This is a genomic window from Streptomyces sp. NPDC049837 (genome assembly GCF_040674455.1).
Classification (GTDB): domain Bacteria; phylum Actinomycetota; class Actinomycetes; order Streptomycetales; family Streptomycetaceae; genus Streptomyces.
The window spans coordinates 79,723-98,680 of sequence record NZ_JBFAMP010000003.1 but is presented as its reverse complement, the minus strand read 5'-3'; the positions used below and the strand labels follow the sequence as shown (position 1 = coordinate 98,680).

General features: G+C 70.7%; 18 protein-coding genes and 1 riboswitch. Of the genes, 13 read left to right on the top strand and 5 right to left on the bottom strand.

Features of this window, described 5'->3' with window-relative positions; genetic code table 11:
* The first annotated feature begins 69 nt into the window (after nucleotides 1-69).
* The 3 genes from AB0J57_RS08435 to AB0J57_RS08425 all read left to right on the top strand — a co-directional run bounded on the left by AB0J57_RS08435 (nucleotide 70) and on the right by AB0J57_RS08425 (nucleotide 2,504).
* Nucleotides 70-1,260 carry a hypothetical protein gene (locus AB0J57_RS08435; protein WP_366127814.1) on the top strand — a complete coding sequence of 397 codons (1,191 nt, stop codon included), beginning with the start codon at nucleotides 70-72 and terminating at the stop codon, nucleotides 1,258-1,260.
* An 84-nt stretch (nucleotides 1,261-1,344) separates the two neighbouring features.
* Nucleotides 1,345-1,560 (top strand): EF-hand domain-containing protein, encoded by a 216-nt coding sequence (locus AB0J57_RS08430; RefSeq protein ID WP_073754467.1) that lies wholly within the window; start codon nucleotides 1,345-1,347, stop codon nucleotides 1,558-1,560.
* Complete coding sequence (locus tag AB0J57_RS08425) at nucleotides 1,557-2,504, top strand: CopD family protein (protein WP_366127258.1); 948 nt, start codon at nucleotides 1,557-1,559, stop codon at nucleotides 2,502-2,504. The genes AB0J57_RS08430 and AB0J57_RS08425 overlap by 4 nt, the downstream gene beginning before the upstream one ends.
* On the opposite strand, the gene bla is transcribed toward AB0J57_RS08425, so the two are convergent.
* The 5 genes from bla to gcvT all read right to left on the bottom strand — a co-directional run bounded on the left by bla (nucleotide 2,497) and on the right by gcvT (nucleotide 7,865).
* On the bottom strand, nucleotides 2,497-3,429 hold the full coding sequence (bla, locus tag AB0J57_RS08420) for a class A beta-lactamase (RefSeq protein WP_366127257.1): 933 nt from the start codon (nucleotides 3,427-3,429) through the stop codon (nucleotides 2,497-2,499). The genes AB0J57_RS08425 and bla overlap by 8 nt on opposite strands.
* A 52-nt stretch (nucleotides 3,430-3,481) precedes the next feature.
* Entirely contained in the window at nucleotides 3,482-4,852 is a 1,371-nt protein-coding gene (locus tag AB0J57_RS08415) for an L-serine ammonia-lyase (RefSeq protein WP_366127256.1), read from the bottom strand.
* 189 nt (nucleotides 4,853-5,041) lie between these two features.
* Nucleotides 5,042-6,301 (bottom strand): serine hydroxymethyltransferase, encoded by a 1,260-nt coding sequence (gene glyA / locus AB0J57_RS08410; RefSeq protein ID WP_366127255.1) that lies wholly within the window; start codon nucleotides 6,299-6,301, stop codon nucleotides 5,042-5,044.
* Nucleotides 6,302-6,313: 12 nt separating this feature from the next.
* The gene (gene gcvH, locus AB0J57_RS08405; RefSeq protein WP_366127254.1) at nucleotides 6,314-6,691 is read right to left on the bottom strand and encodes a glycine cleavage system protein GcvH; all 378 of its coding nucleotides are present in this window, start codon (nucleotides 6,689-6,691) and stop codon (nucleotides 6,314-6,316) included.
* A 58-nt stretch (nucleotides 6,692-6,749) separates the two neighbouring features.
* The gene (gene gcvT, locus AB0J57_RS08400) at nucleotides 6,750-7,865 is read right to left on the bottom strand and encodes a glycine cleavage system aminomethyltransferase GcvT (protein WP_366127253.1); all 1,116 of its coding nucleotides are present in this window, start codon (nucleotides 7,863-7,865) and stop codon (nucleotides 6,750-6,752) included.
* Nucleotides 7,866-8,008: 143 nt separating this feature from the next.
* A riboswitch (glycine riboswitch) is annotated at nucleotides 8,009-8,101 on the bottom strand.
* A gap of 173 nt (nucleotides 8,102-8,274) precedes the next feature.
* On the opposite strand from gcvT, the gene AB0J57_RS08395 reads away from it, so the two are divergent.
* From AB0J57_RS08395 to AB0J57_RS08350, 10 genes are all read left to right on the top strand, one after another.
* Nucleotides 8,275-8,946: an AAA family ATPase gene (locus AB0J57_RS08395; protein WP_366127252.1), complete on the top strand. Its 672-nt coding sequence runs from the start codon at nucleotides 8,275-8,277 to the stop codon at nucleotides 8,944-8,946.
* A 90-nt stretch (nucleotides 8,947-9,036) separates the two neighbouring features.
* Nucleotides 9,037-9,777: an enhanced serine sensitivity protein SseB gene (locus AB0J57_RS08390; RefSeq protein WP_366127251.1), complete on the top strand. Its 741-nt coding sequence runs from the start codon at nucleotides 9,037-9,039 to the stop codon at nucleotides 9,775-9,777.
* 36 nt (nucleotides 9,778-9,813) lie between these two features.
* Nucleotides 9,814-10,605 carry an enhanced serine sensitivity protein SseB C-terminal domain-containing protein gene (locus tag AB0J57_RS08385; protein ID WP_366127250.1) on the top strand — a complete coding sequence of 264 codons (792 nt, stop codon included), beginning with the start codon at nucleotides 9,814-9,816 and terminating at the stop codon, nucleotides 10,603-10,605.
* Between the two features lie 316 nt (nucleotides 10,606-10,921).
* Complete coding sequence (locus AB0J57_RS08380) at nucleotides 10,922-11,920, top strand: ABC transporter permease (RefSeq protein ID WP_366127249.1); 999 nt, start codon at nucleotides 10,922-10,924, stop codon at nucleotides 11,918-11,920.
* An 86-nt stretch (nucleotides 11,921-12,006) separates the two neighbouring features.
* A complete protein-coding gene (locus tag AB0J57_RS08375; RefSeq protein ID WP_366127248.1) occupies nucleotides 12,007-13,755 on the top strand; it encodes an ABC transporter substrate-binding protein in 1,749 nt (582 codons plus the stop codon).
* 81 nt (nucleotides 13,756-13,836) lie between these two features.
* Nucleotides 13,837-14,844: an ABC transporter permease gene (locus tag AB0J57_RS08370; RefSeq protein WP_366127247.1), complete on the top strand. Its 1,008-nt coding sequence runs from the start codon at nucleotides 13,837-13,839 to the stop codon at nucleotides 14,842-14,844.
* Entirely contained in the window at nucleotides 14,841-15,932 is a 1,092-nt protein-coding gene (locus AB0J57_RS08365) for an ABC transporter ATP-binding protein (RefSeq protein WP_366127246.1), read from the top strand. The genes AB0J57_RS08370 and AB0J57_RS08365 overlap by 4 nt, the downstream gene beginning before the upstream one ends.
* Nucleotides 15,929-17,119 (top strand): dipeptide ABC transporter ATP-binding protein, encoded by a 1,191-nt coding sequence (locus tag AB0J57_RS08360; protein WP_366127245.1) that lies wholly within the window; start codon nucleotides 15,929-15,931, stop codon nucleotides 17,117-17,119. Before AB0J57_RS08365 ends, AB0J57_RS08360 begins: the two co-directional genes overlap by 4 nt.
* A 303-nt stretch (nucleotides 17,120-17,422) precedes the next feature.
* Nucleotides 17,423-18,103, top strand: a complete 681-nt coding sequence (locus tag AB0J57_RS08355; RefSeq protein ID WP_366127244.1) for a trimeric intracellular cation channel family protein — start codon at nucleotides 17,423-17,425, stop codon at nucleotides 18,101-18,103.
* Between the two features lie 26 nt (nucleotides 18,104-18,129).
* Nucleotides 18,130-18,948, top strand: coding sequence for a thioesterase family protein (locus AB0J57_RS08350; RefSeq protein ID WP_366127243.1), 819 nt, complete (start codon nucleotides 18,130-18,132; stop codon nucleotides 18,946-18,948).
* Nucleotides 18,949-18,958: the final 10 nt, after the last annotated feature.

Here is an 18,958-nt window from a genome sequence, read left to right as displayed (position 1 = left end):
GCGGAGGCCGGGCCGAGCCGGCCGGGGAAGCGCGGCCGGGGGCCCGGCACCCTTAATGGGCGCGTGACCATGCCGCACCTGACGAAGCGATCGAAGAGCCTCCTCGCGGCCGCCGCCCTGCTCGCCACGGCGGCGGCGCTCCCGGGCTGCGGCAGCGGCGCCGACCGGCCCGAGGCGCGCGGCAGCCAGGCCGCCGTCCCCGTCTCCGTACCGAAGAAGGCCGCCCCGGCGGGCCTGCCGGGCATGCCGCCCGTCCTCGACCCCAAGGACGTCTACGCGGCCGACCGCCCCGGCAAGCTCTCCCCGGTGGTCAAGGGCTTCCCGTCCCGGGTGTACGTCCCCAACACCCTGTCCAACACCGTCTCGGTCATCGACCCCAAGACGTACAAGGTCATCGAGACCATCCCGGTCGGCGTCCAGCCGCAGCATGTCGTGCCGTCCTGGGACCTCAAGACGCTCTGGGTCAACAACAACCGGGGCCACACGCTCACGCCCATCGACCCCGCCACCGGCACCCGTGGCAAGGACGTCGAGGTGCACGACCCGTACAACCTGTACTTCACGCCCAACGGCAAGTACGCCGTCGTCATGGCCTCCCTCGACCGCGAGCTGGTCTTCCGTGACCCGCACACCATGGAGCGGCGCCACACCGAACCGGTCACCTGCTACGGCGTCAACCACGCCGACTTCTCCGCCGACGGCCGGTACTTCATCGTGAGCTGCGAGTTCTCCGGCGAACTGCTCAAGGTCGACACCGAGCGGATGAAGGTCGTCGGCCAGCAGAAACTGCCCTTCCAGGGCGCCATGCCGCAGGACGTGAAGGTCTCGCCCGACGGGAAGACCTTCTACGTCGCCGACATGATGGCGCACGGCGTGTGGGTGCTGGACGGCGACTCCTTCGCCATCCCCAGGCTCCTGCCCACCGGCAAGGGCGCCCACGGGCTGTACGTCTCGCGCGACTCCAAGGAGATGTACATCCCCAACCGGGGCGAGGGCTCCATCTCCGTGTTCGACTTCGCCCGGAACCGACTGACCAAGAAGTGGTGGCTGCCGGACGGCGGTTCACCCGACATGGGCGGAGTGTCCGCCGACGGCAAGGTGCTGTGGCTGTCGGGGCGGTACGACTCCGAGGTGTACGCGATCGACACGACGACCGGCAAGCAGTTGGCCCGCATCCCGGTCGGCGGCGGCCCGCACGGCCTCGCCGTCTACCCCCAGCCCGGCCGTTACTCGCTCGGCCACACCGGCGTCTTCCGCTGAGCGGACCATGGCCCCCGGACCGCGTCCACACCCCCTGCCGATAATCTGACCGGCGTCAGTTATGCACCAAGAAGGGGTGGACCAGTGGCGGACATCGAGGCGGCGCGCAAGGCGTTCGAGCGGTACGACGTGAACGGGGACGGGCTCATCTCGGCCGCCGAGTACAAGAGCGTCATGGCGCAGTTGGGCGACTTCAACGTCACGGAGACCGTCGCCCAGGCCGTGATCAACGCGCAGGACGGCAACGGCGACGGGCAGCTCACCTTCGACGAGTTCTGGGCGCACCTCAACAAGGCGTGACCGCGCACACCGACGGCGCTGCCCGGACCACCGGGCGGCGCCGTGGTCGTACCGCGCTCGTCGCCTGCGGGCTCGTGGCGGTGGCCGTGGCGCTGTCCGGCGCCGGGATCGCCATGCGTGGCACCGGGGAACTGCCCATCCCCGCGGCCGGCCCGACGACCGTGCTGCGCGCCGCCGTCTTCGCCGCCCTCGCCCTGCACGTGGGCGAACTCGCCGGTGCCCGGCTGGCCGGACCGGGACGCGTGCCCCGCCCCTGGGCCCTGTGGGCCGCCCTCGGCGGGGCCGCCGCCTCGGCCGGGCAGATCGTGCTGCTCGCCGAGGTCAGCGACCTGGACATCACCGCCACGTACGGGACGCGGGACGGCGCGCTGCTGCTGGCCACGGCCAACGGCTTCGCCCTGGCCGCCGGTTGCGTGGCGCTGGGGCGCCCGGGCTGGGCGGCCGGCCCGCTGGCGCTCGCCGTCGGCGCGGAGGCGCTGCGCGCCCACCCCGAGCCGTACACCCCGGAGTTGGGCACCGCCCTCACGGTCGTCCACCTGACGGCCGCCTCCCTGTGGGTGGGCGGGCTGCTGTACGTGCTGCGGACGGTGCGGCTGCGGCGCGGCGGCGGGGCGCGCGAGGTGCTGATGCGGTACGCCCGGCTCGCCGGCTGGCTGTACGCCGCGCTCGCCGTCACCGGCACCTGCTCGACGCTGCGCCGCCTCCCGGCCGAGGTGGTGTTCACGACGGCCTACGGCAGGGTCCTGATCGTCAAGCTGCTGCTGGTGGCCGTGGCGAGCGCGCTGGCCGTGACCGCCCGCCGGCGGCTGCGCCGGGGCGGGGACGCGACGGCCCCCGCCCGCACCGAGCTGGCGGTGCTGGCGGGGGTCGTCGTGGTGTCGGCGGTCCTGACGGTGGTGCCCGACCCCCACTGGCTCAGCGTGCACTCCGCGGTGCTCAGGTGACGGCCGAGGCCAGCACCGTCGCCGCACGGGCGACCAGGAGGTTGTCGGAGGGGGCGTCCCGCTCCGGCTTGGTGGTCAGGACGGCGAGGACGACCGGGGTGCCCTCCGGCGTCCAGGCGATGCCGACGTCGTTGTTCGTGCCGTACGAGCCGCCGCCCGTCTTGTCGGCCAGCCGCCAGTCCTCCGGCAGCCCCTCGCGGAACCGGTGGGTGCTGGTGGTGTTGCCCAGCAGCCAGCCGGTCAGCCGCTCCCGGTCGCCGCGGTTGAGCGCGTCACCGAGGACCAGCCGCTCGTAGGTGCCGGCGATGGCGGCGGGCGTGGTGGTGTCCTCGATACGCCAGGGCTCGGCGGTGTTCAGCTCGGGCTCCCAGCGGTCGAGCCGGGTCGCGGTGTCCCCGAGGGAGCGGCAGAACCGGGTGACGGCGGTGGGGCCGCCCAGCTCACGCAGCAGCAGGTTGGCGGCCGTGTTGTCGCTGAAGCGGATGGCGGCGTCGCACAGCTCGGCGACGGTCATGCCCGTGGCCAAGTGCTGCTCGCACGTGTCGGAGTTCTCCACGATGTCCGCCGCCGTGTAGCGGATGCGCTTGGCCAGCACCTCGCCGTGCCGGTCGAGGTCCCGCAGCACGGCCGCCGCCGCGAGCGTCTTGAACGTCGAGCACATGGGGAAGCGCTCGTCCGCCCGGTACAGCACCGTCGCGCCCGTGACCGTGTTGCGGGCGACCGCGCCCAGCCGGGCCCCGTGCCGCCGCTCCAGCGCCCGCAGCCGCCCGAAGGCGGCCGCGCGGGGCGCCCCGGCGCGAGGGGGAGCGGCAGAAGCGCCGGAAGCGCCCGTCGGCAGGAGCGCGGCGGCGCCCGCAGCGGCGGTCAGCAGGGTGCGGCGGGTGGCCCGGCCCCGTATCGTCGATGCGTTGTCGATCTCCGTCATGGGCCGAGCCCATCACGGGTGACACGCCGGAAGGAAACGTTCCGGCGGCGTGTCAGCACTCGATGATGTTGACCGCCAGGCCGCCGCGCGCGGTCTCCTTGTACTTCACGCTCATGTCGGCGCCCGTCTCCTTCATGGTCTTGATGACCTTGTCCAGGGAGACCTTGTGGCTGCCGTCGCCGCGCATGGCCATCCGCGCCGCCGTGACCGCCTTGACCGCCGCCATGCCGTTGCGCTCGATGCACGGGATCTGGACCAGGCCGCCGACCGGGTCGCAGGTCAGGCCCAGGTTGTGCTCCATGCCGATCTCGGCGGCGTTCTCCACCTGCTCCGGGCTGCCGCCCAGCACCTCGGCGAGCGCGCCGGCCGCCATCGAGCAGGCCGAGCCGACCTCGCCCTGGCAGCCGACCTCGGCGCCGGAGATGGAGGCGTTCTCCTTGAAGAGCATGCCGATCGCACCCGCGGCGAGCAGGAAGCGGACCACGCCCTCCTCGTCGGCGCCGGGCACGAAGTTCATGTAGTAGTGCAGGACCGCCGGGATGATGCCGGCGGCGCCGTTCGTCGGGGCGGTGACGACGCGGCCGCCCGCGGCGTTCTCCTCGTTCACGGCCATCGCGTAGAGCGTGATCCACTCCATGGAGAGGGCCAGCGGGTCGCCCTCGGAGCGCAGCTTGCGCGCGGTGTTCGCGGCACGGCGGCGGACCTTCAGGCCGCCCGGCAGGATGCCCTCGCGGGACATGCCGCGCGACACGCAGGCCTGCATGACCCGCCAGATGTCGAGGAGGCCCTCGCGGATCTCCTCCTCGGTGCGCCAGGCCTTCTCGTTCTCCAGCATCAGCGCGGAGATCGACAGCCCGGTCTCCTTGGTCAGGCGCAGCAGCTCGTCACCGGTGCGGAAGGGGTACTTCAGCACGGTGTCGTCGGGGACGATCGGGTTCTCGCCCGCCACCGCGTCCTCGTCCACGACGAACCCGCCACCGACCGAGTAGTACGTCTTCTCCAGCAGGGTGGCGCCCTCGGCGTCGTACGCCCACAGGGTCATGCCGTTGGCGTGGTACGGCAGCGCCTTGCGGCGGTGCAGGACCAGGTCCTCGTCGAAGTCGAAGCCGATCTCGTGCGCGCCCAGCAGGTTGATCCGCTTGGTGGCCTTGATCCGCTCGACCTGCTCGTCGGCGCTCTCGACGTCGACCGTGCGGGGCGAGTTGCCCTCCAGGCCCAGGAGGACGGCCTTGGGCGTGCCGTGGCCGTGGCCGGTCGCGCCCAGCGAGCCGTACAGCTCGGCGCGTATCGCGGCGGTCGGGGCCAGCAGGCCCTCGTTCTTCAGCCGGCGGGCGAACATCCGGGCGGCGCGCATGGGGCCGACCGTGTGGGAGCTGGACGGGCCGATGCCGATCGAGAACAGGTCGAAGACCGAGATGGCCACGGGGGAACTCCTTGGTTGGAAGACGTCGCTGTCTGCCGGGGTGGTGCAGGGGCAACGCGGGTGGGGCACGGGTGGTGCGGGGCGGGGCAAGGGACGGGGCACCGCACTCACTCTCCAGTGTGCGCGGTGCCCCGCATGTCGGTCTGTTACGTACGTAACGCCTGCGTACGTCCGTAATCCCTGCAGAGACTACAGACCAGGGTAAAGCGGGTGCTTCGCGGCCAGAGCCGACACCCGGGCCTTGAGCGCGTCGGCGTCGTACGACGGCTTCAGCGCCTCGGCGATGATGTCGGCGACCTCGGTGAAGTCCTCGGCCTGGAAGCCACGCGTGGCCAGGGCCGGGGTGCCGATCCGCAGGCCGGAGGTGACCATCGGGGGCCGCGGGTCGTTCGGGATCGCGTTGCGGTTGACGGTGATGCCGACCTCGTGGAGCCGGTCCTCGGCCTGCTGGCCGTCCAGCTCGCTGTTGCGCAGGTCGACCAGGACCAGGTGCACGTCGGTGCCGCCGGACAGCACGGACACGCCGTGCTCCTTGACGTCGTCCTTGACCAGGCGCTCGGCCAGGATGCGGGCGCCGTCCAGGGTGCGCTGCTGGCGCTCCTTGAACTCCTCGCTCGCCGCGACCTTGAAGGAGACCGCCTTGGCGGCGATCACGTGCTCCAGCGGGCCGCCCTGCTGGCCGGGGAAGACCGCGGAGTTGATCTTCTTGGCGAGCTCGGCCGTCGACAGGATCACGCCACCGCGCGGGCCGCCCAGCGTCTTGTGGGTCGTGGTGGTGACCACATGGGCGTGCGGCACCGGGTTGGGGTGCAGACCGGCGGCGACCAGGCCCGCGAAGTGCGCCATGTCGACCATCAGGTACGCGCCGACCTCGTCCGCGATACGGCGGAAGGCGGCGAAGTCGAGCTGGCGCGGGTAGGCGGACCAGCCGGCGACGATCAGCTTCGGCTTGGACTCCTTGGCCAGCCGCTCGACCTCGGCCATGTCGACCTGACCGGTCGCGTCGTCGACGTGGTAGGCGACGACGTTGTAGAGCTTGCCGGAGAAGTTGATCTTCATGCCGTGGGTCAGGTGCCCGCCGTGGGCGAGGTTCAGACCCATGATCGTGTCGCCGGGCTTCAGCAGCGCGAACATCGCGGCGGCGTTGGCCTGGGCACCCGAGTGCGGCTGGACGTTGGCGTGCTCGGCGCCGAAGAGGGCCTTGATGCGGTCGATGGCGATCTGCTCGACGACATCGACGTGCTCGCAGCCGCCGTAGTAGCGGCGGCCCGGGTAGCCCTCGGCGTACTTGTTGGTCAGGACGGAGCCCTGGGCCTCCATGACCGCGACCGGAGCGAAGTTCTCCGAGGCGATCATTTCGAGGGTGGACTGCTGACGGTGGAGCTCGGCGTCGACGGCGGCGGCGACGTCCGGGTCCAGCTCGTGGAGAGGGGTGTTCAGAAGCGACATCGGGGAGGGTCCTTAGCTGCCGGAGAACTCGGTGTACTCGTCGGCGGAGAGCAGGTCCTTCGGCTCCTCCGTGACGCGTACCTTGAACAGCCAGCCGCCCTCGAACGGGGCGGTGTTCACCAGCGACGGGTCGTCGACGACGTCCTGGTTCGCCTCGACGACCTCGCCGGTCACCGGGGAGTACAGGTCGCTGACGGACTTGGTCGACTCCAGCTCGCCGCAGGTCTCGCCCGCGCTCACCGTGTCACCGACCTCCGGGAGCTGGACGTACACCACGTCGCCGAGCGCGTTCGCCGCGTGCTCCGTGATGCCGACCGTCGACACGCCGTCCTCGGCGGCCGACAGCCACTCGTGCTCCTTGCTGTAGCGAAGCTGCTGGGGGTTGCTCATGACGGGAATTCTCCTGTACGCGGGGGAGTGGTGGTGAACGGGGTGGTGGTGCGGGAGGTCACTTCTGGCGCTTGTAGAACGGCAGCGCGACGACCTCATACGGCTCATGCGTACCGCGGATGTCGACGCCGACTCCCTCGGTACCCGGCGTGGCGTGCGCCGCGTCCACGTAGGCCATGGCGATCGGCTTGCCCAGCGTCGGCGACGGGGCGCCCGAGGTGACCTCGCCGACGACCTGGCCGCCGGCCACCACGGACATGCCGGCGCGCGGGACGCGGCGGCCCTGGGCGATCAGGCCGACGAGCTTGCGCGGCGGGGCGATCTGGGCCCGCTCGGCGGCGGCCGCCAGGGCCTCGCGGCCCACGAAGTCGCCCTCCTTCTCGAACTTGACCACCCGGCCCAGGCCCGCGTCGAACGGGGTCAGGGACGTGGTCAGCTCGTGGCCGTACAGCGGCATGCCCGCCTCCAGGCGCAGCGTGTCGCGGCAGGAGAGCCCGCAGGGGATCAGGCCCACCGGCGCCCCGGCCTCCAGCAGCGCCTGCCACAGCTTCTCGGCGTGCTGCGGCTCGACGAACAGCTCGAAGCCGTCCTCCCCGGTGTAGCCGGTGCGGGCGATCAGCGCGGGCACGCCGGCGACGGTGCCGGGCAGGCCCGCGTAGTACTTCAGCCCGTCCAGGTCGGCGTCCGTGAGCGACTTCAGGATGCCGGGGGACTCGGGGCCCTGGACGGCGAGCAGCGCGTACGCGTCGCGGTCGTCGCGCACCTCGGCGTCGAACCCGGCGGCGCGGGCGGTCAGCGCGTCGAGGACGATCTGCGCGTTGGAGGCGTTGGCGACGACCATGTACTCCCGCTCCTGGAGCCGGTACACGATCAGGTCGTCGAGGATGCCGCCGTCCTCCTGGCAGATCATCGTGTAGCGGGCGCGGCCGGTGCCGACGCTGCCGATGTTGCCGACGAGGGCGAAGTTCAGGAAGTCCGCGGCCTGCGGACCTGTGACGGTGATCTCACCCATGTGGGAGAGGTCGAAGAGTCCGGCCTTCGTGCGGACGGCGTTGTGCTCGTCGCGCTCGCTCCCGTACCGCAGCGGCATGTCCCAGCCCGCGAAGTCGGTCATGGTGGCGCCCAGCGCACGATGCACGGCATCGAGGGCGGTCAGGCGGGGGGCAGTGCTCATGGATGTGGCTCCCAGGGCATGGCTCGAAGACGATCCTCCCCATCTGTCATCGGAACCTGAGAGGTTCACCGTGACCGTACGGGGACGGCCTTCGGCTTGCACCTTGGGTGGAGCCGCCACGGCGGCCCGCTTTTCAGATCTGCCTCATCCACGCGGTACGGGGCCTGAGAGATTCAAGGGAGGAACTTGCTCCTTCGGCGCCCGGGCGGGACCCGGAACTCTCCCGCGCGGATTCAAGCGGCCGGTATGCGGTTGTGTACGCACATGGGTGCGTCGGCGGGCACATCATTGCACGCGGGGTCTCGTCGGCAAATCGCTTGTGGCTTATTACCCTTTCTTTACACTTCTTGGGCAAGGGTCGTCAGAAGCCGACCCAGGGACCCGCCGGGCCCTAGCAGGGGGAGTAGCGATGACGTTGCAGCGGACCGGGGCGTACGCGACGACCGCGGGAGTGCCCGCGCAGCCGGGCCTGCCCGCGCGGGGGCGGGCGGCGGCCGCCGCGCCCGCCCTGCCGGTCGTGCGCGACCTGCGGGACCGGGGCGGGCGCGGGCCCCGGGCGCTGACCTTCACGGACGGTGACCTGGTGGTCGTCTCGGGCCTGCCCGGCAGCGGCAAGTCGACCCTGATCGCCCGGACGGCCCAGGGGCGCGGCATCGACTCGCAGGACGCCCGGGAGCGCTGGGAGCGCCGGGTCCCCGGTTTCCTGCCGTACGCCGTCTACCGCCCCCTCGTCCGGCTCGCGCACTACGCGGGGCTGCGGCGGGCGCTGCGCGCCGGGCGGAGCGTCGTCGTCCACGACTGCGGTACGCAGGCCTGGGTGCGGCGCTGGCTGGCCCGCGAGGCGGCGCGGCGGGGCACGGCCCTGCACCTGTTCCTGCTGGACGTCACGCCCGGCACCGCCCGCGAGGGCCAGCGGGAGCGGGGCCGTGGCGTGTCCGGGTACGCCTTCGGGCGGCACCGCCGGGCGGTGAGCCGGCTGGTGCGGGACGCGGAGCGGGGCGTCGTGCCGCGCGGGTGCGCGTCCGCGATCCTGCTGGACCGGCCGGCGGCGTCCGCGCTGACGCGGATCACCTTCGACTGATCCGTACGGGCTGAATCCGTACGGGCGGGCCCGCGTTAGGGTGCTGCGGGCAGCGACAGCACGTACGCGCGGGAAGGACCGGAAGCACCAGTGGACACTGCATGGCCGGGCAACGAGCTCGAAGAGGTGCTCGCCGCCTCCCTCGGCAACCCCGCGGCCGGAGGCCGCCTCGTCGAGGTCCTGGGCCGCAGCCACGTCTGGGTGCCCCTGCCCAACGGCGGCGGCCCCGACAGCCCGAACCTGGACCTGCCCACCCTGGAGATCGATGGACAGGGGTACGTCCCGGTCTACAGCTCCGAGCAGCAGTTCACCCAGTGCGTCGGCGCCCACATGGCGTACGCCGTCGCCCCGGCCGTCGAGTTCGCCCGCGGCCTGCCGCCGCAGCTCGGCATCGCCGTGAACCCGGGCGGTGCCGTCGGCGCCCCGCTGCCGCCGCCCGCCGTGGCCGAACTGTGCCGGGCCGGACGCACCCCGCTGGACGGCCCCGCGAGCGGTGCCCGGGTGAAGCTGTTCGAGCCGGACTGGAAGGAGGACCCGGTCGACTTCCTGTCCGCCGCGGCCGCCGAGTTCGACGCCACCGCCACCGTCCTGACCGCCCGCCGCTGCCTCGCCAGCATCGAGGGGGACGCCCCCACCCTCTTCATCGGCGTCCAGCTCTCCTCCTGGGAGGGCGCCGACCGTAACGTACCGATGGACGCCCTCGGCCGGGCGCTGGGCCGCGTCCAGGTGCCGTGGCCGGTCAACATGGTCCTGCTCGACGTCGCGCAGGACCCGGTGGGCGACTGGATGCTGGAGAAGGTACGGCCCTTCTACCAGCGCGGGCACGCATAAGCTGGTCGGGTGGACGGAAGAGGGGCGGGACCCAGGGTGAGCGCGTCAGGCACCGCGGCGGCCGGAGCGGCGGCCGGGCAGGTCGAGCACCTGCTGAGCCAGGTGACGCCCGGACGCTACGACGCGTACGAGGCGCTCCTGCACGCCCTCGCCGAAGGACGGCTCTGGATGCTGCTCTGGCACGGCCAGGCCGGCTCGCCCGACGCCCAGTACGGGAACATGGAGGTCGACGGCCTCGGCTACGCCCCGTGCGTCACCTCCGCCCAGGAGCTCGCGGTCTCCGGCTGGAACCGCGCCCACGAGGTCATCGGCGGCCGGGACATCGCCCGCGCCCTCTACCCCGACCGCTGGGGCATCTGGCTCAATCCGCACGCCCCGGGCGGCGGCGTCGGCATCCCCTGGCCCGACCTGCGCCGCATCGCCACCGGCCTGGACCGGATGCCCGCCGGACCGCTCAAGCTGTCCGAACCGGCCATCCAGATCCCGCAGTTCTACGCCCTGCTCACGCAGAACGCCCACCGCACCCCCGCCGTCCGCTCGCTGCGCCGCGCCTGGGTCCAGCCCGCCCTCGGTACCCCGTACCTCGCCATCGGCCTGGACCTGTACGACACCGGCCAGGCGTCCGTCGACGCGGTCCGCGCGATGATGGCCCAGTCCGTCACCGCCGTCCCCGACGGCCTGCCCGTGTCGACGGTCGCGATGTCCGACGAGTACGACCCGGTGACGATGTGGCTGCGGGCCAACGCCCGCCCGTTCTACGACCGCGAGGCGCACGCCACCGCGCCCATCGTGCCCGGCACGGGGTACGGCTACCCGCCGCGAGGGTGACCGCGGGGGGACCGCTGGGGCGTCCCACGGAGTGACCGCGGGAGGTGTCCGTTTCGCTTCGATAGTGGCCGAGTTGGTCCGCTGAGGCGATCACTGCGTCCGGATAACGGAAGCCGACAACCCGCATCACGGTTGCGCAAACATTCCCGGTGAGGTCTGGCGGGTGATCGTGAACCCATTGAAGACTCCCCCCAACCAGGGGGCGTCGCACATGCGTGCAGCGCATTCGCGTACTCCCTGAACGGACCGTGCCGCAGACCCGGGCGGTTCGTCGAGCACTGCCGGCGACCGTCGGCACGGGCGAGCACGAGGGACGATGACCGCACCCATTGAGACCACCGGATCACAGGCCGAGGCGGCGCCTGAGGCCGTACTTGAAGGCGTCAAGTCCAAGCACATCGAGGGTCGTTCACTCGGTCAGATCGCCTGGACCCGCTTCAAGCGGGACAAAATGGCAGTGACCGGTGGAGTGATCGTCATCCTGCTCATCCTGGTCGCCATGCTCTCCCGGCCTCTCCAGGCGCTGCTCGGTCTGGACCCGAACGCCTTCCAGCAGGACCTGGTCGATCCCAACACCTCGCTCCCCAAGGGCGGGTTCGGCGGGATGAGCTGGGACCACCCGCTGGGCGTCGACCCGAAGTTCGGCCGCGACATCCTCGCCCGGATCCTGGAGGGCTCCTGGGTCTCGCTGGTCGTCGCCTTCGGCGCGACGGTCCTGTCCAACGTCATCGGCGTGGTGCTCGGCCTGATCGCCGGGTACTACGGCGGCCGTGTGGACACCTTCATCAGCCGGCTGATGGACACCTTCCTGGCGTTCCCGCTGCTGCTGTTCGCCATCGCCATCTCGGCGACCCTTCAGGGCGGTGCCTTCGGTCTGGAGGGCCTGCCCCTGCACATCGGCGTGCTGATCTTCGTCATCGGGTTCTTCAACTGGCCCTACATGGCACGTATCGTGCGCGGCCAGACCCTCGCCCTGAGGGAACGCGAGTTCATCGACGCCTCGCGCGGGATGGGGGCCCGTGGCCCGTACATCCTCTTCCGCGAGCTGCTGCCGAACCTCGTGGGGCCGATCACGGTCTACGCGACACTGCTCATTCCGACCAACATCATCTTCGAGGCGTCGCTCAGTTTCCTCGGCGTCGGAATCCAGCCACCGCAGGCTTCGTGGGGCGGCATGCTGAGGGAGGCGGTCAACTTCTTCCAGGTTGATCCGCAGTTCATGCTCGTCCCCGGCCTCGCGATCTTCATCACCGTACTGGCCTTCAACCTGCTCGGTGATGGCCTTCGGGACGCTCTCGACCCGCGCAGCCGCTGACGTCTGCCACGTCACCCACGGCGGCCGCACCACCGGACCGGGACCGTACCGACACGTTTCCGAAAACAAAGGGGAGTTCGACGAAAATGCGAAGGTCAGCAGTGGCCGCGATCGCGGTCGTCAGCAGTGCCAGCCTGCTTCTCGCGGGCTGCAGCAAGGCGGACGACGGCCAGAGCGCCAAGGGCAATGCCAAGGCGAACGCCGCGACGACCGGTGTCGTCAACGCCTCGGACAAGAAGGGCGGAACGGTCACCTACGCGATGGCCGACGCCCCCGAGTCGTTCGACCCGGGCAACACGTACTACTCCTTCATCTACAACTTCAGCCGCCTGTACGCGCGCCCGCTGACGACCTTCAAGCCGGGCCCCGGCGAGAAGGGCAACGAGCTCGTCGCCGACCTCGCCGAGGGCATGGGTACCCCCAGCGACGGCGGCAAGACCTGGACGTACAAGATCCGCAAGGGCGTCAAGTACTCCGACGGCACGCCGGTCACGGCCAAGGACGTCAAGTACGCCGTCGAGCGCTCCAACTTCGCGCGTGACGTGCTGTCCAACGGCCCGAACTACTTCCAGCAGCTCCTCGCCGACCCGGCCAAGTACAAGGGCCCGTACAAGGACAAGAGCGACAAGGGCCTGGAGTCCATCCAGACCCCGGACGACCACACCATCGTCTTCAAGCTCAACAAGCCGTTCGCGGACTTCGACTACCTGGTCAGCGCCCCGCAGACCGCCCCGGTGCCGAAGGCCAAGGACAAGGGCACGGACTACACCAAGTCCATCGTCTCCTCGGGCTCGTACAAGTTCGAGACCTACAAGGACGGCCAGCAGGTCGTCCTCGTCCGCAACGAGCACTGGGACGCCAAGACCGACCCGCTGCGCAAGCAGTACCCGGACAAGATCGTCCTGAACCTCAAGGTCAACCAGGCTACCATCGACAAGGACCTGATGTCGGGCGACATCATCGCCGACCTCAAGGGCGGTGGCGTCGACGCCCAGACGCAGGCGCAGGTCATGGCCAAGGAGGACCTGAAGGCCAACACCGACAACACCTACGGTGGCCGGCTCGTCTACACGGCGATCAACACCAAGGTGAAGCCGTTCGACAACGTCGAGTGCCGCAAGGCCGTGCAGTACGCCATCGACAAGGTCTCCGTGCAGACCGCGATGGGTGGCCCGATCCGCGGTGACATCGCCACCACCGTGATGCCGAACGACCTCCCCGGTCACCAGAAGTTCGACCTGTACCCCTCCGAGGGCAACAAGGGCGACGTCGCCAAGGCCAAGCAGCACCTGAAGGCCTGCGGCCAGGAGAAGATCTCCACCTTCATCTCCGCCCGCAGTGAGCGCCAGCCCGAGATCGACGCCGCCACCGCCGTCGTCGAGTCGCTGAAGAAGGTCGGCATCGACGCCAAGATCAAGCAGTACCCGGGCAGCAAGTACTTCAGCGACTACGCCGGTGTCCCGTCCTTCACCAAGAAGGAGAACATCGGTCTGATCATGATGCAGTGGGGTGCCGACTGGCCGACCGGCTACGGCTACCTCCAGCAGATCGTGCACGGCAAGGCCATCGGCCAGTCCGGCAACACCAACCTGTCGGAGCTGAACGACCCGGCGATCAACAAGTTGCTGGACGACGCCATCGCCAACACCGACGAGAACGCGCGCACCGCGGCGTACGTCGAGGTCGACAAGAAGGTCATGGAGCAGGCGGCCATCGTCCCGCTGTCGTACTTCAAGGTTCTGAACTACCGCTCGCCGCACGGCACCAACATGGTCGCCTCGGCGGCCTGGAGCGGTCAGTACGACTACCTCAACATCGGCACCACGAAGAAGTAGCCCCGGAAGGCAGGTGAAGGCATTGGTGCCCGCGGGCCCCCGCATCCACGGTGCGGCCCGCGGGCACCGGCGCCGGTCCCCGTGATCTCGTACATCATCCGCCGGCTGATCGCGGCAGTGATCCTGCTGCTGGTCGTCACGGCGGTCACCTTCGGCATCTTCTTCATCCTGCCGAAGCTGGCCGGCCAGACCGCCGATCAACTGGCCCAGCAGTACATCGGCAAGAACCCCACGCCCGCGGACATCGCGGCGGTCAAGCGGAATCTTGGCCTCGATGAACCGGTCTACGTCCAGTACTGGGACTTCATCAGGGGGATCGTCACCGGCGCCACCTATGAGCGGGGCCCCACCACCGTCCAGTGCGACGCGCCCTGCTTCGGCTACTCCTTCAAGACCAACCTGGAGGTCTGGCCGCAGCTCGTCGACCGGCTCCCGGTCACCATCTCCCTCGCCATCGGCGCGGCCGTGCTGTGGCTGGTCTCCGGCATCGTCGTCGGCGTCATCTCGGCCCTCAAGCCCGGCTCGTTCTTCGACCGGGCCGCCATGAGCGGCGCGCTCGCCGGCGTCTCCCTGCCCATCTTCTTCACCGCCCAGCTCTTCCTGCTGCTCTTCAGCTACGAGCTGGAGATCTTCGGCCGGACGTACGTCCCGTTCACCGAGAACCCCTCGCAGTGGGCCAACACCCTCTTCCTGCCGTGGTGTTCGCTGGCCCTGCTGTACGCGGCGATCTACGCCCGCCTCACCCGCTCCGGGATGCTGGAGGCGATGAGCGAGGACTTCATCCGCACCGCCCGCGCCAAGGGCATGCGCGAGCGGCGGGTCGTCGGCAAGCACGGTCTGCGGGCCGCGCTCACCCCGATCGTCACCGTCTTCGGCATGGACATCGGCCTGCTCCTCGGCGGCGCGGTGATCACCGAGTCGGTGTACTCGCTGCACGGCATCGGCGAGTACGCGGTGAAGTCGATCACCGACAACGACCTGCCGCCGATCCTCGGCGTCACACTGCTCGCGGCGTTCTTCGTCGTCTTCCTCAACCTCGTGGTTGACCTTCTGTACGCCGTCGTCGACCCGCGCGTGAGGGTGTCATGACCGAACTGTCCAAGACCGGCGCCGTGGTGGAGGACCGCCCCGGCACCTCCGAACCGCGCGCCTTCCTCGACGTACGCGACCTCAAGGTGCACTTCCCGACCGACGACGGCCTGGTCAAGTCGGTCGACGGGCTCTCCTTCCAGTTGGAGAAGGGCAAGACCCTCGGTGTCGTCGGCGAGTCCGGCTCCGGCAAGTCCGTCACCTCGCTCGCCATCATGGGCCTGCACCGGCTCGGCGCGCGCGGCAAGAACGTACGGGTGAGCGGCGAGATCTGGCTCGACGGCAAGGAGCTGGTGAGCGCCGACCCCGACGAGGTGCGGCGGCTCCGGGGCCGCGAGATGGCGATGATCTTCCAGGACCCGCTGTCCGCGATGCACCCGTACTACACCGTCGGCAACCAGATCGTGGAGGCGTACCGCATCCACAACAAGGTGCCGAAGAAGGTCGCCCGCGCCCGCGCCATCGAACTGCTGGACCGCGTCGGCATCCCCGAGCCCGGCAAGCGCGTGGACTCCTACCCGCACGAGTTCTCGGGCGGTATGCGCCAGCGCGCGATGATCGCCATGGCGCTGGTCAACAACCCCGAGCTGCTGATCGCCGACGAGCCGACGACCGCGCTGGACGTCACCGTCCAGGCGCAGATCCTCGACCTGATCCGGGACCTCCAGAAGGAGTTCGGCTCGGCGGTCGTCATCATCACGCACGACCTGGGCGTGGTGGCCGAGATCGCCGACGACATCCTGGTGATGTACGGCGGCCGGTGCGTGGAGCGCGGCCCGGTCGACAAGATCTTCTACGAGCCGCAGCACCCCTACACCTGGGGCCTGCTCGGGTCGATGCCCCGCATCGACCGGGACCAGACCGACCGGCTCATCCCGGTCAAGGGCCAGCCGCCGTCCCTCATCAACGTACCGAGCGGCTGCGCCTTCAACCCGCGCTGCCCGTACGCGGATGTGCCCAAGGGCGGGATCACCCGCACCGAGCGCCCGGAACTGCGTGAAGTGGGCTCCGGCCACTTCTCCGCCTGCCACATGGAGCAGGAAGAGCGCACGCGGATCTGGACCGAAGAGATTGCGCCGAAGCTGTGACCGACACCAAAGCCACGACGGATTCCGCCTCGTCCGAGACCCTGCTCAAGGTCGAGGGCCTGGTCAAACACTTCCCCATCAAGAAGGGCCTGCTCCAGCGGCAGGTCGGCGCCGTGAAGGCGGTCGACGGCATCGACTTCGAGGTGCGCCGGGGCGAGACCCTCGGCGTGGTCGGCGAGTCGGGCTGCGGCAAGTCGACGATGGGCCGGCTGATCACGCGCCTGCTGGAGCCGAGCGGCGGCAAGGTCGAGTTCGACGGCACCGACATCACGCACCTGAGCACGGGCGGGATGCGGCCGCTGCGGCGCGACATCCAGATGATCTTCCAGGACCCGTACGGTTCGCTGAACCCGCGGCACACGATCGGCTCGATCGTCTCCGCGCCGTTCCGGCTCCAGGGCGTCGAGCCGGAGGGCGGGGTCAAGAAGGAGGTCCAGGGCCTTCTGGAGCGGGTCGGGCTGAGCCCCGAGCACTACAACCGCTACCCGCACGAGTTCTCGGGCGGCCAGCGCCAGCGCATCGGCATCGCGCGCGCCCTGGCGCTGAAGCCGCGGCTCGTCGTCGCGGACGAGCCGGTCTCGGCGCTGGACGTGTCGATCCAGGCGCAGGTGGTGAACCTGCTGGACGACCTCCAGGACGAGCTGGGCCTCACCTACGTGATCATCGCGCACGACCTGTCGGTCATCCGGCACGTCTCGGACCGGATCGCGGTGATGTACCTGGGCAAGATCGTCGAGCTCTCGGACCGCACGTCGCTGTACGAGGCGCCGATGCACCCGTACACCAAGGCCCTGATGTCGGCGGTCCCGGTACCGGACCCGAGGCGGCGGGGGGCCAAGAGCGAGCGGATCCTGCTGAAGGGCGACGTGCCGTCGCCGATCGCCCCGCCGAGCGGGTGCCGCTTCCACACCCGCTGCTGGAAGGCCACGCAGGTGTGCCGTACCCAGGAGCCGCCCCTGCTGGAGCTGGCCCCGGGCCGCCGCGTCGCCTGCCACCACCCCGAGAACGCCCCGGACCAGGCCCCGGGCGACACGCCCCTGGCCTCGTCGGGCGAGGCGATCGAGATCGTGGCGGCGACGAAGCCGGCGGAGCCGGAGCCTTCCGCGGACGCCTCCGCCACGGCGGCGGAGCCGTCTCCGGAGACTTCCGCCCCGTCCTCGGAGGACGACGCCCCGAAGAAGCTCTGACCCGAGCGGGATGGTCCCTCGGGGCCGCCCCGCCGGTCCGGTTTCGGGGCGGGGGCTTCGGGGCGCACCGGCCCATGGGCGGGGGAAGGGGCCGGAGTGTGGGGGGTGCTCGGACGTAAAGGAGCGAAGCGACAGTCCGAGTGCTCCCCACCGGATGCCCTGGCTCCCGCCACCACACCACCGGCGCGAGCCCCCCGGGGCCGGCCCGCCACGGGGCCGCCCGCCACGGGGCCGGTGCGACGCGCGCGGGGGTAGCCGTCCGGCGGGGGCGGAGCCCCCGGGGGGAACCGGCACAATTGGGCGGTGCTCCAGGAATTCTTCACCCCCTCCGTGCAACACGCGCTCGACCTCGCGGGCATCTTCGTCTTCGCGATCTCGGGCGCCCTGCTCGCCGTACGCAAGAACTTCGACGTCTTCGGCATCGCCGTCCTCGCCGAGGTCACCGCCCTGGGCGGAGGGCTGTTCCGGGACCTGGTCATCGGCGCCGTACCGCCCGCCGCGTTCACCGACCTGGGGTACTTCCTCATGCCCCTCGTCGCGACCGTGCTCGTCTTCTTCCTCCACCCGGTCGTCGAGCGGACGCAGGCGGCCGTGAACGTCTTCGACGCCGCCGGGCTCGGGCTCTTCTGCGTCGCGGGCACGACCAAGGCGTACGAGCACGGCCTCGGCCTCACCTTCTCCGCCGTGCTCGGGCTGGCCACCGGCGTCGGCGGCGGCGTACTGCGCGACGTGCTGGCCAATGAGGTGCCGTCGCTGCTGCGCTGGGACCGCGACCTGTACGCCGTGCCGGCCATCGTGGGCGCCACCATGGTCGCGCTCTGCATCCGCTTCGAGATGCTGAACCCTTTCACCAGCGCCCTCGCCGCCCTGACCACGTTCCTGTTGCGCCTGCTGGCCATGCGCTTCCACTGGCGGGCGCCCCGGGCCTGGAACCGCCGCTCCGCCGCCTCCGAGGAGCAGCTCCCAGAGAAAGCTACCGCTTAGTAGTTTCCTGTTGTACTGTGCCGGGCATGGACAGCGAGTTCGACCGCGACACCGCGGTGACCCTCCGGGAGCCCGGCGTCTACGACGCGGAGCTCTCCGCCGGCTGGACGATCATCCAGGCCGTCAACGGCGGCTACCTCCTCGCCCTGCTCGGCCGCGCACTCGGCGACGCCCTGCCGCACCCCGACCCGTTCACGATCTCGGCGCACTATCTGACGCCGTCCGTGCCGGGCCCCGCCGTGATCCGCACCGAGACGGTGCGCACCGGCCGCACGCTCTCCACCGGTCAGGCCTCGCTCTTCCAGTACGCGGAGGACGGCACCGAGGTCGAGCGCATCCGGGTCCTCGCCTCCTACGGCGACCTCGACTCCCTGCCCGACGACGTACGGACGACGGCCAAGCCGCCCGCCATCCCGCCGCGCGAGCACTGCCTCGGCCCGTCCGACGGCCCGGCGCCCATCCCCGGCTCCTCCGCCATCACCGAGCGCCTCGACATCAAGCTCGACCCCACCACCCTGGGCTGGGCCGTCGGCGCCCCGTCGGGCAAGGGCGAGATGCGCGGCTGGTTCGGCCTGGCCGACGGCCGCGAGCCCGACCCGCTGTCCCTCTTGCTCACCGTGGACGCCCTGCCCCCGACCTCCTTCGAGCTCGGCCTCACCGGCTGGACGCCCACCGTCGAGCTCACCACCCACATACGGTGCCGCCCCGCCCCCGGACCGCTGCGGGTCTCCATCACCACCCGCAACCTCGCGGGCGGCTTCCTGGAGGAGGACGCCGAGGTCTGGGACAGCGCCGACCGTCTGGTCGCCCAGTCCCGTCAACTCGCGCGCGCACCACGGGGTTAATGTCCCTGGA

Bases quoted from the DNA above. Each gene is read 5' to 3' on its own strand.
- AB0J57_RS08435 (WP_366127814.1), top strand. From the start codon at position 70: ATGCCGCACCTGACGAAGCGATCGAAGAGCCTCCTCGCGGCCGCCGCC.
- bla (WP_366127257.1), bottom strand. From the start codon at position 3,429: ATGACGGAGATCGACAACGCATCGACGATACGGGGCCGGGCCACCCGC.
- glyA (WP_366127255.1), bottom strand. From the start codon at position 6,301: ATGTCGCTTCTGAACACCCCTCTCCACGAGCTGGACCCGGACGTCGCC.
- gcvH (WP_366127254.1), bottom strand. From the start codon at position 6,691: ATGAGCAACCCCCAGCAGCTTCGCTACAGCAAGGAGCACGAGTGGCTG.
- gcvT (WP_366127253.1), bottom strand. From the start codon at position 7,865: ATGAGCACTGCCCCCCGCCTGACCGCCCTCGATGCCGTGCATCGTGCG.
- AB0J57_RS08395 (WP_366127252.1), top strand. From the start codon at position 8,275: ATGACGTTGCAGCGGACCGGGGCGTACGCGACGACCGCGGGAGTGCCC.
- AB0J57_RS08380 (WP_366127249.1), top strand. From the start codon at position 10,922: ATGACCGCACCCATTGAGACCACCGGATCACAGGCCGAGGCGGCGCCT.
- AB0J57_RS08375 (WP_366127248.1), top strand. From the start codon at position 12,007: ATGCGAAGGTCAGCAGTGGCCGCGATCGCGGTCGTCAGCAGTGCCAGC.
- AB0J57_RS08365 (WP_366127246.1), top strand. From the start codon at position 14,841: ATGACCGAACTGTCCAAGACCGGCGCCGTGGTGGAGGACCGCCCCGGC.
- AB0J57_RS08350 (WP_366127243.1), top strand. From the start codon at position 18,130: ATGGACAGCGAGTTCGACCGCGACACCGCGGTGACCCTCCGGGAGCCC.